Origin of the sequence: Gordonia sp. PDNC005, from assembly GCF_016919385.1 — a bacterium.
Classification (GTDB): Bacteria; Actinomycetota; Actinomycetes; order Mycobacteriales; family Mycobacteriaceae; genus Gordonia.
This window is the reverse complement of sequence record NZ_CP070351.1, coordinates 891,331-906,029: the sequence shown is the minus strand read 5'-3', so window position 1 is coordinate 906,029 and position 14,699 is coordinate 891,331. Positions and strand designations below refer to the sequence as shown.

Genomic DNA, 14,699 nt, shown 5'->3' with positions numbered 1-14,699 from the left:
TCTTTGTCAGCGGCGGCGACGGGACGCTATGGCGCCGATCGCAGCGCCGATGCCCGCCGCCGTCAAGATCTCTCGCGTCCGGGGTGCACTCGGCGCCTCGTAGACCGGGGCGAGATACACCGGCCCCTTGTCCGGTTCCTCGTCGCCTTCCACTTCGTCCGCGGTGAGGAGGTCGGCGTGCTTCGGGTCCGATGCAGACCAGGCGGCGCCGTACAGAACGATCCGGGACGCGAGGTAGGCGAACACCATCACACCGAGGATCGGACCGAACGCAGCGCCTGCGGGGCTGCTCAGCACGGACGCGAGGTACACGGCGCCCAACGACTTCAGCGCCTCGAAGGCGATCGCTATCGCGAGCGCCGACACCGCAACGGCCCGGACCGGGATCGTCTGCAGCGGCATCCGCGACAGTACGACGATGAACAGCAACCACGTCGCGAGCACAGACACGACGATCGATGCGAGCCGCAGTAGCACACGTCCCCATTGGGTGTCGTCGATGCCGAGGAACTCGAGGACCGCGTCGCCGAGCGGACCGGTGGTGAAGACTGTCAGTGCGATGGTCAGGACGAACAGCAGGCCCATCCCCACGAACATCCCTAGGTCGTACACCTTGCCGAGGACCGCATTGCGCTTGCGACGGCCACCCCACATCTCGCTGAGCGCATTGCGGACCAGCGCCATCCAGCCGAGGCCGGTGAACGCCGCACTGACCAGACCCACCACGCCGACTGTGCGCCGCGAGGCGATCGCGGAGTCGATGACGTCGTTGAGTTGCTTGCCGAGCTCGCCTGGCACCTTCCGCAGTACCGCGTCGGTGATGTCATTGATCACCTCCGGCTGTCGCGCCAGGACAAAAGCGGCGATCGCGAACGAAACCATCAGCACCGGCACCAGAGACAAGATCCCGATGAAGCTGATCGCGGCGGCGTAGGCGTTGCCGCGGCGTGCCGCATAGTGATCGAGCATGCCCATCACATGGGCGAGCAGCGGCCACCTCGCCTTCAGTCGTTCCAGCAGGGCGGGCAGGTCGGCGACGAGCGCTTTGATCCGGTCCACACGTTCCTTCGGTTCGGTCAGCCCCGCGGAACGAAGCCGATCTTGTCGTACACGTCGGCGAGGGTCCCAGCGGCGATCTCACGGGCTCGTGCCGAGCCGTCCGCGAGGATCGAGTCGAGATGTGCCGGGTCGGCCAGGATCTCATCGACCTTGCCTCGCAGCGGCGAGACGAAGTCGGTGAGGATCTCGGCCGTCTCCACCTTCAGGTCACCGTAACCCTTGCCGTCGTACGACGAGACGATCTCGTCGATGCCACGCCCGGTGAGCGCCGACTGAATGGTGAGAAGGTTCGAGACGCCCGGCTTGTTCTCCCTGTCGAACGCGATGACGCGGTCGTTGTCGGTGACGGCCGACCGGATCTTCTTGGCCGACCGCTTCGGGTCGTCGAGCAGATTGATCAGCCCGGCATCGGAATCAGCAGACTTGCTCATCTTGGCCGTCGGGTTCTGGAGATCGTAGATCTTCGCGAACTCCTGCACGATGTGCGCCTTCGGAACCGTCAGGGCCTTGCCGAAACGCTTGTTGAAGCGCTGCGCGAGATCACGTGTCAGCTCGAGATGCTGCCGCTGGTCCTCGCCGACAGGCACTTCGTCGACCTGGAACGCGAGGATGTCGGCAGCCATCAGGATGGGATAGGTGAACAGTCCGACACTCGCCGCGTCCTGGCCCGCCTTGGCGGACTTGTCCTTGAACTGTGTCATGCGACTGGCCTCGCCGAAACCGGTGATGCAGGTCAGGATCCACGACAACTGCGTGATCTCTGGGACGTGCGACTGCACATAAATCGTGGCGCGCTCCGGGTCGACGCCGACCGCCAGCAGCTGCGCAACGCTGCGACGAGTCCGTTCCCTGAGTTCCTTCGGGTCGTGCTGCACGGTGATCGCGTGCATGTCCGGGATGAAGTAGTACGCGTCGAAATCGTTCTGGAGATCAACCCACTGCTTGACCGCGCCGAGGTAATTGCCGAGGTGGAACGAGTCGCTTGTCGGCTGGATTCCGGACAGGACACGGCGACGCGGTGCAGGTGCGGGATTGGTCATGCTCACGATTGTTTCAGACGGCCTCAAGCCGATTTCCGATGCGTGACGGCCGACGCGTGTTCTGTGCCCGATCGACTCGCCGACAACGGATTTGAGCCGCGCAGACGTTAGATTCCGGACATGACTCGGAGATTCACAGCCATGTCCCGCACCACCACGCTCGTCGCCTCGGCAACCCTGATCGTCGGCGGCCTCACCGGTGTCGCAGCACAGACCGCCGGTGTCGCGAACGCAGCGGGTTGCGAGGCGTCGAGCCGTGCCACGAAGGACGCGGGTCTCGGTGTGACGCACACGTACGCAAAGTCCGTCACCCAGACAGCGGGGGCAGGCGCCAAGGTCACCTACACGATCGACGTGGGCACCACCGGCATCGGAAACCCCTACGTCCAGAGCGTCACCGACATCCCGCCGAAGGGCTTCGCGAAGCCCACGGCTGAGGCGACCGTCTACCACGTCGTCGGCGGACGCAAGACCGAGAAGGTGCCGGTCACCGCGGCAGGTTCGGGCTGGCAGGTCTCCACGACCGGATGGTTCGTGAACGCCAGCAACCCGGCGACGGTCAAGTTCACCTATCCGATGCCCACGTTCAGCGTCCCCGGGCTGTCCGTCACCAGTGGTGGCGCCGAGGTCACCGGCACGGTCGGGGTCGGCAACAAACTGCCCGACCTCACCGCCTGCTTTCTGACTCGCCCGATCTCGCCCGGCGAGGCCATCGGCAGCGTCGGCGACGATCTGTCCAGCAGCGGGTCCACTGAGAAGATCATCGAGAGCACCATCTCAAGTGTGATCAAGGGCATCATGGGCGGCATCGGCGGAGGTCTCGGCAGCTAGGGCCCTCCCTGTCAGACGAAGGTCGCGGTGACGGGGGCGTGATCGGACCAGCGGCGGTCGTAGGCGTCCGCGCGGTGGACGTGTGTGCTCTGCAGTCGGGCTGCAAGTGCAGGCGTCGCTAGGTGGTAGTCGATGCGCCATCCGGAGTCGTTGTCGAACGCCTTGCCCCGCCACGACCACCAGGCGTACGGACCGTCGACGTCGCCGTGATGGATGCGCGCGACGTCGGCCCAGCCGCTGCTGATGCGCGCGCCGACCCATTCGCGCTCATGCGGGAGGAATCCGGAGTTCTTCCGGTTGCCCTTCCAGTTCTTGATGTCACGTTCGGTGTGCGCGATGTTCCAGTCACCGGCCACGATCACCTGACCGTCTGCACCCACGAGCTTGTCCAGGTACGGACCGAACTCGTTGAGGAAGCGCACCTTCTCTTCGTACTTCTCGACGTCCTTCGGGTCGTCCGTCAGCGCCGCGCCCGACGGCAGGTACAGGCTGGCGACAGTGACCGTCGACCCACCGAGGTCCACATCGGCCTCCAGGTACCGCCCGGACGTGTCGAATTCGTCGCTGCCGAATCCGATCCGCACGACCGACGGCTCGGCCCGTGTCAGGACTCCGACACCGGACCTGCCCTTGACGTCCGATTCGGTCATCGTGAGGAACCACCCGTCGTCGAGAGCCGGTGCGAGCGCCTTTCGCGTGATGGCCTCCGACGCTCGGATCTCCTGCATCAGCACAACGTCGGGTGCGTGGTCGGCGAGCCATGGAAGCATGCCGGGGTTGTTCTCGTTCCGCTGTTTGACGCTGGCGCGGATCCCGTTGACGTTGACGGTGGTGATGGCGAAGGGAGTGGTCACGCCCGAGACTCTATCGCCGAGGGCCGACAGCGCCGCGGCGGGCGGAGACCACCGCGATCACCAGCACCACGAGACCTGCGACGCCGAATGCCGCGCCGACCAACGATGGCGCCCGGTAGCCGTATCCGGCCGCGACGACAACACCGCCGATCCACGCGCCCAGGGCGTTCGCCACGTTGAGGGCGGAGTGGTTGAGTGCGGCGGCGATCGTCTGAGCGTCGTGCGAGACGTCCATCAGGCGCGTCTGCAAGCCGGGGATCGCACTCGACCCGGTCATGCCGACTCCGAACGCGACGACCACTGCGGGCCAGCCGGTGCTGACCGTTGCCGCGAACAGGAGCAGCGTGACCGCGGCCCCTGCCAGACCGATCCCGATCGCGATGTCCCCGTATCGGTCGGCGAGGCGGCCGCCGACGATGTTGCCGGTCACCATGCCGAGCCCGAACAGCATGAGCGCGATGGGCACGGCCGATTCACTGAGGCCGCCGATCGAGGTGAGCGCCGAGTTGAGGAATGTGTAGAACGCGAAGAAGCCACCGAAGCCGATCATGCCGACGAACAGGGTCAGCCAGATCTGAGTGCTTCGCAGGCCGGCGAGCTCGGTGCGCGGGTCGGTTGTCGTCATGTCGGTGAGGCTCGGAAGCACCCGCCACAGCGAGACGACCGTGACGGCGCCGATCACGACGACGAGTCCGAGTGCCGCCCGCCAGCCGAAGTGCTGGCCTATGAAGGTGGCGACCGGGACACCCGCGACATTGGCGACGGACAGACCCAACATCACCTGGCCCACGGCGCGTGCGCGCCGACCCGGGCCCGCGACGTGCGCGGCCACCAGTGCCGCGACGCCGAAGTACGCGCCGTGCGGCAGCCCGGCGATGAACCGTGCCGCCATCAATGTGCCGAACGACGGGGCGATCAGACTCAACGCGTTACCGGCGGTGAAAGCGACCATCAGTGCGATCAGCAGGGTCCGACGCGACACTCGCGCGGCGAGCACCGCGATGACAGGGGCGCCGACAACCACACCGAGCGCATACGCGGAGATGACGTAGCTCGCGGTCGACTCGGTGATCATCAGATCACCTGCGATGTTGGGAAGCAGTCCCATCGCCACGAACTCGGTGGTGCCGATACCGAATCCGCCGAGAGCGAGGACCAGGATGATCCACGTCAGGTGGGGACGGGCAGTGGACGGCTCGTCGACGACGGCTCTCGGCTCGGTGTTCACAACGGATTCGCGCACAGTGCAATAACGCGCCGACATCGTGCACTCATCCGCCCGCCGCGGTGACACTTGTCACGAATCGCTGTGCGCTGGGACTATCCTCCTCAGATGCCCAACGCATTCGCCCGATGGTGGGCCGACGTCGACGCCGGCGATCTCCGGGACCGGCTCACTGACGTCAATGACGGCATCATCGCCCTGGCCGGCACCGGGTTGGGTCTGGCCGGCGCGAAGATCGGCGGGGCCACATCGTTCGCGGTGCTGGTGATCACGACTCTGATGGGCGCGTTCGCGGTGTTCGGTGTTCAGCTGTGCGAAGCACTGTCACATCGGGAGGCTCAGCAGTCGACCGTCGCGCGAGAGCAGCGACTGCTGGAGTTGACGCCGAACGAGGAGATGGCCGAGCTCACCGAGTGGTTCGAGCGGAAGGGTGTCACGCCCGAGACCTCGAAGCAGGTGGCACAGGAGCTCTGGGACGCCGACGCCCTGTCCGCTCAGCTCGAGATCGAATACGGGATCCGCGAACTGACCACACCGTCGGACGCGTGGCGGGAGGCGATCACTGCCGGCTTGGCGTTCCTGGTCGGGGCGACGCTGCCGGTTCTGGCGATGGTGCTGGTTCCCCTCCCCTGGCGCAGCGAGTCGACGATCGTCGCTGCGCTCGCATCGTTGGTGGTCACCTCGGTGATCATCGCCCGACGCGGCTACGCCAATGCGACGAGGACCGCCCTGCGATCGCTGATGATCGGCGGGGCGGCCCTCGCGCTCGGCTATCTGCTGGGTGACTGGATGATGTGATCAGCCGCCGATCGGAAGACTAACCGTGCCTTTGCGGGCGTCGGCCGTGCCCGGGGCCACTTCCACGGTCACCGACGGCGCCGTGGTCGGCGCCTGATCGAGCAGAACTGAGTTTCCAGGGGCGTTCGAGCCCATCAGGCCCGTCGGATCGAGAGCGATGTAGAGCAGCTTGCGACTGTCGATCATCGGCACTGTCGTCTCCACGTGGAGGAGCTTCGTGCTGGGGATCAGCGCGTCGTCGACCGAAGGGTTGTCGGTCATTCCGATCCCGAGGTCGACGCCTACTGTGAGGTCGTTCTTGGTTCCCCAGTTGCGTTCCACCTGGACTCCGACCGCGCCGGCGACAACGGCCTCGACACCGACCGACAGGTTGCCGCTCGACGAATCCGGTCCCCCGCCGATGAGCGGGCGCATCTGCGCGATCGTGACACCGGGCGCGAGGTCGAGCGGCGCCCGGTTGTCGACGTAGTCGGCGGCATCGCCGAAGATGTTCGTCTGGCCGGTGAGTGCGTGCTCTGCTCGCGCGAGCAGCGACGTGGACGACGGCAGCGGAGTCACGCAGTCGTCCGTCGCGCCCTGCTGTTCACATTTCAGGCCGCCCCACTTGGCCTTGTCGGTCGGGTCGTGGTTCATCCGGCCCGGGTAGTAGCCGTGCTTGAGGAAGTACCCGAGGAACGAGTCGGCGGCGCCCACCGGATCGAACAGTGGGTCGGGGACGTCGCAGATGCCGTCGCCCTCGGTGCAGACCTGCTTGACCGGGATGTCGCCGAATCCGCCGTCGCGCGGCCCCGACATCGTCAACCCCGGGATGAAGCCGATGAGTGCGTTCTCGACGCCGGTGCTGTTCGGGCGGCCGACCCGGCGGGGATCGGAGTACAGCTCGCCGGACAGTCCGGCGCGTGAGATCTGATTCCCCTTCTGACGGCCGTTCGCCACGTCGGACAGGACGTCGCCTGCAACGCGGGCGCCCTGCGAGTAGCCCGACACGACGACCGGCTTGCCCGGGCAGCGCTGCTGATACTCGCTGATCGCCGACTGCGTGGCTGCCTTGCCGAGTGCGACGTCGTCGTCGTAGCTGATAGGGCCGAGCGGCCACAGGGACGTCGGGTAGTCGACGTACTGCACCTTGTAGCCGCTGTTGAGGTATCTGGCACCGACACCGGTGACGCCGCCGGTCGGGACGCCGTGCCCGTTGCGCGGCGCGTTCGTTCCGGCGACGACGATGGCGGCTCCATTGCCACAGGTGTCAGCGGACGCCGTTCCGGTTCCGAGCGGCGCGAAGGCGACAGCTGCGGTGAACGACAAGATGAGGAGAGGGAGGGAGCGCGTCTTGGTCACCAGGAGATTCTCAGGTAGCTCTGAGGATTCTGCTCAGTGAGAAGGCACTCCTGGCACAGAGTTGCCGAGACCGACACCTGGCGACATCCGCCCGTCACGAGTTTGTTGCATCGCGTTTTCCAGCGCGACGAAAGAAAGGGTTGCCTTACCTTGGTGAATGCCGAGTTCGTCAAGGAAGCGATGCGGCCGCGCGCGTATCTATGAGGTGCATCACCAACGTGTCCGGTTGGCACGGAAATGCACTCGCCGGTGGCCTCGACCACCGCGCCGCACCTGAGTCGGAGTGCTGTCGAACGGCGCGCAAATGCCCGATAACACAGGGCCGTCGCCGAGCGGAAGACTTTTGCTCCGACGGGTTGCGGCCGTACCCGCCCCTGCTGGTCGGTGATATATCCTGTGCAACAGGTCATGAGCATCAGCGACAAGCCCCGGCTGGCTGATCGGCAACCCTCCTCCGCGGTGGGGTGCTCCGGGTGATGACCTGGTCGCGGCGGACTTCGTGTTCGCCCGCGGCAAGCGCGGGTCCGACGGTCGGACCCACAAGAGCGGGCCACGGCCCGGCCGACCACGAGAAAGTGAATGACGTCCCATGTCTGACGCCACAAGCTGGAGCTTCGAGACCAACCAGATCCACGCCGGTCAGGTGGTCGACTCGACCACCAACGCCCGTGCGCTGCCGATTTACCAGACGACGTCGTACGTCTTCAACAACACCGACCACGCCGCGAATCTCTTCGCGTTGGCCGAGCCCGGCAACATCTACACCCGCATCATGAACCCGACGCAGGACGCCGTGGAGCAGCGCCTCGCGGCCCTCGGTGGCGGCGTCGCCGCGCTCCTCGTCTCGTCGGGCCAGGCGGCGACGACCTACGCGATCCAGAACATCGTCGAGAACGGCGGCCACGTCGTCTCGAGCCCCCGCATCTACGGCGGCACGTACAACCTGTTCCACTACACGCTGCCCAAGTTCGGCATCGAGGTCTCGTTCGTCGAGGACCCCGACGACCTGGAGTCCTGGAAGGCTGCCATCAAGCCGAACACGCGCGCCGTGTTTGCCGAGACCATCTCGAATCCGCACAACCAGGTCCTCGACATCGCTGGTGTCGCAGGCGTCGCGCACGACAACGGTCTGCCGCTGATCGTCGACAACACTGTCGCGACCCCGTACCTGCTGAACCCGATCGAGCACGGCGCCGACATCGTCGTCCACTCGGCCACCAAGTACATCGGCGGCCACGGCAGCGCCATCGGCGGCGTCATCATCGACGGCGGCAAGTTCGACTGGCGCGTACAGCGTGACGGCGTGGACCTGTTCCCCGGCTTCACCACACCCGACCACAGCTACGGCGGCGTTGTCATCGCCGACCTCGGCGCCCCCGCCTACGCCCTCAAGGCACGCATCCAGCTGCTGCGCGACACCGGTTCGGCCATCGCACCGTTCAACGCCTTCCTGTTGGCGCAGGGCATCGAGACCCTGAGTCTCCGCGTCGAGCGCCACGTGTCCAACGCACAGAAGGTCGCCGAGTTCCTCGAGGAGCACGAACAGGTCACCTCCGTCTCGTACGCGGGCCTGCCGTCGTCGCCGTACTACGAGCGCGCGCAGAAGCTGCTCCCCAAGGGTGCGGGCGCCGTGATCGGCTTTGAGATCGCCGGTGGCGTGGATGCGGGCAAGGCGTTCGTGAACGCGTTGACCCTGCACAGCCATGTCGCCAACATCGGCGACGTCCGCTCGCTCGTCATCCACCCCGCGTCGACCACGCACAGCCAGCTGTCTCCCGAAGAACAGCTCGCCGCGGGTGTCACGCCGGGCCTGGTCCGTCTCGCCGTCGGAATCGAGGGAATCGACGACATCCTCGCCGACCTGACTGAAGGGTTCAAGGCCGCCAAGTGATTTCGGTGAATGTGGAGGGCGCCCGGTGTCGGTGATCGTCGACCCGGCCGCCACGGCTTTCGACTCCGACTGGGCTTCCCGCCCGGACGGATCGGATGTCGCCGTGCGCATCGGCGACCTGACCCTCGATTCGGGGGCCGGGCTCGCCGATGTCACTGTCACATTCCAGAAGTGGGGTACACCCAACGCAGCCGGCGACAACATCGTCCTGGCTCTGCACGCCCTCACTGGCAACTCGCATGTCACCGGCCCCGCCGACGCTCGGTTCTCGATGACCGGCTGGTGGGACGGACTGATCGGGCCCGGCGGTGCCGTCGACACCGACGAATGGTGCGTCGTCGCACCGAACGCGATCGGTGGCTGCTACGGCTCCACCGGTCCGGGTTCCATCGCACCCGACGGTCGGGCGTGGGGCTCCCGCTTCCCGCGACTGACAGTCCGCGACCTGGTCCGCGCCGAGAGCATCGCGTTCAGCGCTGTCGGGATCACGCGCTTCGCTGTTGTAGCAGGTGGGTCCATGGGCGGTGCGCGCGCTCTCGAGTGGACTGTCACGCACTCCGACAAGATCGACGCAGCACTCATTCTCGCCGTCGGGGCCCGCGCGTCAGCCGATCAGATCGGAACCCAGACAACTCAGATCGCAGCCATCAAGGGCGACGCGGACTGGCAGGGCGGCGACTATTACGGCACCGACCGCGCTCCGACGACCGGCATGGGCGTCGCCCGCAGGGTCGCGCACCTGTCTTACCGCAGCGACCGCGAGCTCGACGAACGATTCGAGAACCTCCCACAGGGCGATGAGAATCCGCTGACCGGCGGCCGCTACGCGATCGCCAGCTACCTCGAGTATCAGTCGGAGAAGTTGAAGTCACGCTTCGATCCGGGCAGTTACGTCGCGTTGTCCGAGGTCCTGAACAACCACGACGTGGGACGCGGCCGCGGCGGCGTCAAGGCTGCACTCAATGCCTGCACGGTGCCCACCGTCGTCGGTGGCATCGACTCCGATCGCCTGTACCCGCTGTACCAGCAGGAAGAACTGGCGGCCGAGCTCGGCAATTGTGTCGGCGGGCTCCGCGTGGTTCATTCCAACGCAGGCCACGACGGTTTCCTCACCGAGAAGGAACCGATCGGTGACCTGCTGCGCGACACCATCTCTGTCGCCCGCTCCCAGCGCCGCTGACTCCCCTCCCTCGTAACGAGCCGTGTCGAAACGTGCCGAGCCCAGTTCAGAGACCAGACGGGGTCAGGCGGTTCCGAGCGAGTCGATCGAGGTGGCAAGCCACAGTACGGCGGCGCCGAGGGCTGCCATGGCAGCGACGTCGAACGGGCGACTGCGGACCTGCAGCAGTCCGATCCGGACGGTCGGCAGGATCGCGCGGAATGTCGCGCCGACGAGCAGCGCCGATCCGAAGACGAACGCGCCGCGGCGCCAACGGTCCATCAGCACGAGAATCGCGGCCACCACGACGATCGCGAGCACCACGTAGAACGGGATGTTCGCGATCACCTGGTGGATGCGTCGTGCCTTGCGGATCGCGTCGACGCGTTGATCGCGGTCGGACATCAGGCTTCCGAGGCCGCCAGCTGCTGCTCGGCGCGCTCGACGACGTTGGCGAGCAGGAAGGCACGAGTCAGCGGTCCGACTCCACCCGGGTTCGGCGACACTGCGCCCGCGACGTCCCAGACGTCGGGAGCGACGTCGCCTTGCAGGCCGACGTCGGTGCGGCTCACGCCCACGTCGACGACGGCTGCGCCGGGCTTGACCATGTCGGCCGTGATGAGGTGTGCGACACCTGCGGCCGCGACGATGATGTCGGCGCGCCGCGTCTCGGCGGCGAGGTCCTTCGTGCCGGTGTGGCACAGCGTGACGGTCGCATTCTCACTGCGACGGGTCAGCAGCAGGCCGATCGGCCGACCGATCGTCACGCCGCGGCCGACGACGGTCACGTGTGCGCCGTCAAGCGGAATGTCGTAGCGACGCAGAAGATGGATGACCCCGCGCGGAGTGCACGGGAGAGTCGACTCCTTGCCGAGGACGAGGCGACCGAGGTTGATCGGGTGGAGACCGTCCGCATCCTTTTCGGGCGCGATGCGCTCGAGGGCGGCGTTCTCGTCGAGATGCTTGGGCAGCGGGAGCTGGACGATGTAGCCGGTGCACGAGGGGTCGGCGTTCAGCTCGTCGATGGCCGCGTTGAGCTGCTCCTGCGTGATGTCCGCGGGCAGGTCCTTGCGGATCGACGAGATGCCGACTTTCGCGCAGTCGGAGTGCTTGCCCTTCACATACGACTGCGAACCGGGATCGTCTCCGACCAGCACTGTGCCCAGTCCGGGCGTGATGCCCGCAGCACGGAGTGTGTCCACTCGCGCCTTCAGGTCAGTGAAGATCTCGTCTCGGGTGAGCTTGCCGTCCAGTCGAATCGCCGTCACAGTGATCCATTGTTCCACTGACGGCGATTCGACGGGTCAGGCGGCTGCCATCTGCGACCGCGCGACGGCGAGGAACTCCTCGACGGTCACGTAGAAGCCGGTGGCGTCGTCGATCTGGAACCAGACGGTCTGCGCCGGGTCCAGGTCGTTCGGGTTGGTGTTGATGGTGGTCATGTCGATGGTGTTGGTACGCATGGTTATGCCTCCTGGCATTGGTGATTGGCAGCGATGAATCGCTGCGCGCAAATGTCGTGGGTCGCTCGCTCGCACATGGAGCAGCTCTTCCCGCGTGTCGATCGAAGTCGAAACAGAGGACTCGTCGGTTCGTCGGCGCCCTTTATCGGCGCGCGAACCCAGACCCTGAGATCCTCGGGAGATTCGCAACGAAGTCGGCGGACCGTGAGAGGGTCGACGCCTGCGTGTTGCGGACAAATCATCATCGCACACTCGTTCGCTCCGCGTCAAGCAGCATCACGAACTCCCCGTTCCCGCGGCACGTTCAGTTCGCGCTCTTCATCCCGCCGAAGAGCGCGAACGAGAACTGCCGCGGGAATGTCGGACGGCGACGCATAGACTGACCTGCGTGTTCCGCATCGTGTACTTTCAACCGTACATCACAAACTAGGAGATGATTCGGATGTCTGGGACGATGAAACTAAGAGCAGGTCAGCGCGTGATCAGAGTGCCCGGAGACCGCTTGGCGACGGACACAATCAGCGTCGAACGGAGGTAAGCTCGATGACCGCTCTTCTGTACATCGACAGAGGTTGGCTCTCGGTCACCGGGACAGATACCACGGTGACAGTCACCCGCTCATGGCTCGTAAAGCGACATCACGATATGTACAGCCGGACCGAACAGTTCACCCGAGGGTGCACGCTCGCATCGACCGACGAAGTCGATGCACCGTCGGATGGAAGCTGGGTCGGCGCAAGGATCATCATCGAGACCTTCGATCGGCCTGTCGGCTCTCTCCCCTACTCCGAATCGGTCCCGATCGACGTAGCTGCTTCGATCATCGGGGTCTCAACGGGGAATCTGATCGAGCGAATGGTCGACGACGGCCTACTAATGCGTCTTGACGACGGGTCACTTATCCCCGGTCTGCACCCGTCGATAGTCAGGACCAGGGATAACGAGTAGACATTCATCCCAACCGACTCGACCCCGGAGCTTGCTGCTCCGGGGTCGTTCTGGTCGCCAGTGTCGTCCGTTCAGACTCTTCGGCCTACCAACGCCGAACCCTCGCTGCCGATCGTTCTAGTGTCTGGCACATGAAGAGCACCGCATTCGCGCCGTTGCTGGTGGCTGTTGCCCTGCTGGTCGGGTGCAGCTCCGGCGATGAGTCAGGCACTCCCCCGCAGGCCTTCTTTCAACCCACCAGAGATCAAGCCACGCTTGCGTCTGTGGTGGCAGCCGTTCAAGGTGCTGTGCCGCAAGCAACCAAGACGATCGGGATCACCGAGGACAACGACCCGAACAAGTTGATCGGTCGTCCGAACGGGTACGTCGGCGCAACGGTGATCGAAGACTCCCGGATCAAGTGTTCCGAAGGCCGAAAGATCGGCGTCTCCTGCGGTGCGATGGTCGAGGAGTGGCCGGACAACGATTCAGCACAGCGTCGATCCGCGTACATCCGACGTGCTCGGGAGGGTATGCCGATCCTCGGTCAGGAGTACGACTACGTCCGAGGTCCGTTCCTACTCCGGGTGTCAGGTGACCTGAAGCCGTCGCAGGCCAAGAAGTACGAGCAAGCGTTCACCGACTAGCTCTCGCCCCTGCCCCAGCATGAGATCGCTAGGCGCTTCGATTCGTTCCCGGACGGGCATTTCGGTGCAGCTCTCGGCCCCTCGGTCACCTCGAAGCGCTCCAGTTGAGACGAATAGTCGTTACCCTGGAGTCCATGACGACGTCGAAGGAAGTGGCCCAGTGGATGGTAAACGAGATCATTCAGAGCGGCCAGCATGGAGTTTCACAATCTGACATCGTCTTCGAGATTGAGAGTCAATTCGGGCCTTCTTTTGTATACGACAACGAGAATGGAAATCCCGCAATCAGCAGGCCAGTTCTAGCAGAATTCAAAAGACTACACGGCGGCCGCATCGAGTGGGAACGCGCGGAGCGCGCATGGTATCCCAGGTGAGCGATCTGGATGCGTCGTCCGCAGCTCTAATTTCTGCGATATTCGCAACGTCGACTGCGAATTTCTCAGAATTTCCGTATTCCGAACCGAGCACTGACAAAACAATCAAATACATCGACGGACAACTCGGCGACGAGTCGCACGTTGAGGATCCACTACTCACGACCCATCGACTAATACGATTCTATCTCGTATCGTCGGGCGAGACACTCTACTCTGCATCCAAAATCCTGATTGATTCGCCAACAATCCCGCTCGTTGCGTTACCGTCCATCGCTCGCACTTCTGCAGAGCACTGTTCCCGGGCAAAGTTTCTAGCAGACCCGGATCTGACGTACGAACAGCGGATATGCCGAGCATATAACATCCTTCTGCAGGGCTCTAAAGAGTACCTGTCAGAGAATCCTGAGTTCACCGAGATCATTGATCGATGGGGCCTCTTCTATAGGGGCCGGCAGAAGCAGCTGACTCCCCGAAGGGCCGACCAAGTGCCTAAATATAGCCGCCTTGTCGGTCTATACTTCGACGAATCGATGTACTCGAAGTGGAGTCGCCCGGTCCACGGAAACGGAGTCTGGACAGCGACGTCGACGCTCCTAGAGCAGCAAAATAGCAACCTCCGACAGATCGACTCAGTACGAGCTACGGCCCGCTCAGCCCTCTGGTTGCTATGTACGATTGAACAGGTAGCAAACCTGTGGTCAATTGATCTCACAGAGATTAGATCGTATCAAGGTTCAGAACTCCCAGAATGGCATGAATTCAGGCATGCGGTAGAAGTCCTCGTTGAGCAACTAGACGTCTTGCACGAGGAAGCTAGAAGGACGACGAATCTTGTAGACAACCAGACGCCCTACCAGATGGAGGGAATGTAATCACTACCCCTGGTTCGCGGCTCTGTACCAATCCGCTACGGGGATCCCGAGCGCCGCGAGGAGGTCAGCGGACTCAATACCGCTGACATTCTCTCGTTCGAGCCACTGGTCGAGATCCCGGACGAAGGACCTGAGCGACTCCGGGGTGTCGTACGTGCCGGGTCGATCGTCCGACCAGAGCAGCGTCGGGGCGAGGAATCGATCGGGAAGACGCTCGA

General features: G+C 64.5%; 16 protein-coding genes and 1 riboswitch. Of the genes, 8 read left to right on the top strand and 8 right to left on the bottom strand.

Annotation, left to right across the window (positions count from 1 at the left end):
• Nucleotides 1-6: 6 nt before the first annotated feature.
• Together JVX90_RS04320 and trpS are read right to left on the bottom strand one after the other, a co-directional pair.
• Nucleotides 7-1,059, bottom strand: coding sequence for a YhjD/YihY/BrkB family envelope integrity protein (locus JVX90_RS04320; protein ID WP_205331210.1), 1,053 nt, complete (start codon nucleotides 1,057-1,059; stop codon nucleotides 7-9).
• Nucleotides 1,060-1,076: 17 nt separating this feature from the next.
• Nucleotides 1,077-2,099 (bottom strand): tryptophan--tRNA ligase, encoded by a 1,023-nt coding sequence (gene trpS / locus JVX90_RS04315; RefSeq protein ID WP_008380879.1) that lies wholly within the window; start codon nucleotides 2,097-2,099, stop codon nucleotides 1,077-1,079.
• A gap of 141 nt (nucleotides 2,100-2,240) precedes the next feature.
• Between trpS and JVX90_RS04310 the strand changes: the two genes are divergently transcribed.
• A complete protein-coding gene (locus JVX90_RS04310; RefSeq protein WP_205331209.1) occupies nucleotides 2,241-2,930 on the top strand; it encodes a hypothetical protein in 690 nt (229 codons plus the stop codon).
• An 11-nt stretch (nucleotides 2,931-2,941) separates the two neighbouring features.
• On the opposite strand, the gene JVX90_RS04305 is transcribed toward JVX90_RS04310, so the two are convergent.
• Nucleotides 2,942-3,784, bottom strand: a complete 843-nt coding sequence (locus JVX90_RS04305) for an exodeoxyribonuclease III (RefSeq protein WP_205331208.1) — start codon at nucleotides 3,782-3,784, stop codon at nucleotides 2,942-2,944.
• Nucleotides 3,785-3,794: 10 nt separating this feature from the next.
• Nucleotides 3,795-5,012, bottom strand: a complete 1,218-nt coding sequence (locus tag JVX90_RS04300) for an MFS transporter (RefSeq protein WP_205332268.1) — start codon at nucleotides 5,010-5,012, stop codon at nucleotides 3,795-3,797.
• A gap of 105 nt (nucleotides 5,013-5,117) precedes the next feature.
• On the opposite strand from JVX90_RS04300, the gene JVX90_RS04295 reads away from it, so the two are divergent.
• Nucleotides 5,118-5,807 carry a VIT1/CCC1 transporter family protein gene (locus JVX90_RS04295; RefSeq protein WP_240194054.1) on the top strand — a complete coding sequence of 230 codons (690 nt, stop codon included), beginning with the start codon at nucleotides 5,118-5,120 and terminating at the stop codon, nucleotides 5,805-5,807.
• Here JVX90_RS04295 and JVX90_RS04290 read toward each other — a convergent pair whose 3' ends face one another.
• Nucleotides 5,808-7,145: a PE-PPE domain-containing protein gene (locus JVX90_RS04290; protein WP_205331206.1), complete on the bottom strand. Its 1,338-nt coding sequence runs from the start codon at nucleotides 7,143-7,145 to the stop codon at nucleotides 5,808-5,810.
• Nucleotides 7,146-7,549: 404 nt separating this feature from the next.
• Nucleotides 7,550-7,670: riboswitch (SAM riboswitch) on the top strand.
• Nucleotides 7,671-7,734: 64 nt separating this feature from the next.
• On the opposite strand from JVX90_RS04290, the gene JVX90_RS04285 reads away from it, so the two are divergent.
• Complete coding sequence (locus JVX90_RS04285) at nucleotides 7,735-9,036, top strand: bifunctional o-acetylhomoserine/o-acetylserine sulfhydrylase (RefSeq protein WP_205331205.1); 1,302 nt, start codon at nucleotides 7,735-7,737, stop codon at nucleotides 9,034-9,036.
• 25 nt (nucleotides 9,037-9,061) lie between these two features.
• A complete protein-coding gene (locus tag JVX90_RS04280; RefSeq protein WP_205331204.1) occupies nucleotides 9,062-10,216 on the top strand; it encodes a homoserine O-acetyltransferase in 1,155 nt (384 codons plus the stop codon).
• Between the two features lie 63 nt (nucleotides 10,217-10,279).
• Here the strand turns inward: JVX90_RS04280 and JVX90_RS04275 are convergent, their stop codons facing one another.
• From JVX90_RS04275 to JVX90_RS04265, 3 genes are read right to left on the bottom strand one after another with little or no spacing between them, the layout of a single operon-like run.
• On the bottom strand, nucleotides 10,280-10,600 hold the full coding sequence (locus JVX90_RS04275) for a DUF3017 domain-containing protein (RefSeq protein ID WP_205331203.1): 321 nt from the start codon (nucleotides 10,598-10,600) through the stop codon (nucleotides 10,280-10,282).
• Nucleotides 10,600-11,463 (bottom strand): bifunctional methylenetetrahydrofolate dehydrogenase/methenyltetrahydrofolate cyclohydrolase, encoded by an 864-nt coding sequence (locus JVX90_RS04270; RefSeq protein WP_205331202.1) that lies wholly within the window; start codon nucleotides 11,461-11,463, stop codon nucleotides 10,600-10,602. The genes JVX90_RS04275 and JVX90_RS04270 overlap by 1 nt, the downstream gene beginning before the upstream one ends.
• 36 nt (nucleotides 11,464-11,499) lie before the next feature.
• Nucleotides 11,500-11,658, bottom strand: coding sequence for a hypothetical protein (locus tag JVX90_RS04265; protein WP_205331201.1), 159 nt, complete (start codon nucleotides 11,656-11,658; stop codon nucleotides 11,500-11,502).
• Between the two features lie 543 nt (nucleotides 11,659-12,201).
• On the opposite strand from JVX90_RS04265, the gene JVX90_RS04260 reads away from it, so the two are divergent.
• The 4 genes from JVX90_RS04260 (at nucleotide 12,202) to JVX90_RS04245 (ending at nucleotide 14,481) form a co-directional block, all read left to right on the top strand.
• On the top strand, nucleotides 12,202-12,606 hold the full coding sequence (locus JVX90_RS04260; protein WP_205331200.1) for a hypothetical protein: 405 nt from the start codon (nucleotides 12,202-12,204) through the stop codon (nucleotides 12,604-12,606).
• A gap of 131 nt (nucleotides 12,607-12,737) precedes the next feature.
• A complete protein-coding gene (locus tag JVX90_RS04255; RefSeq protein WP_205331199.1) occupies nucleotides 12,738-13,232 on the top strand; it encodes a hypothetical protein in 495 nt (164 codons plus the stop codon).
• 134 nt (nucleotides 13,233-13,366) lie between these two features.
• On the top strand, nucleotides 13,367-13,606 hold the full coding sequence (locus JVX90_RS04250; RefSeq protein WP_205331198.1) for a hypothetical protein: 240 nt from the start codon (nucleotides 13,367-13,369) through the stop codon (nucleotides 13,604-13,606).
• Nucleotides 13,603-14,481 carry a hypothetical protein gene (locus JVX90_RS04245; protein ID WP_205331197.1) on the top strand — a complete coding sequence of 293 codons (879 nt, stop codon included), beginning with the start codon at nucleotides 13,603-13,605 and terminating at the stop codon, nucleotides 14,479-14,481. The genes JVX90_RS04250 and JVX90_RS04245 overlap by 4 nt, the downstream gene beginning before the upstream one ends.
• Nucleotides 14,482-14,699 lie beyond the last annotated feature (218 nt).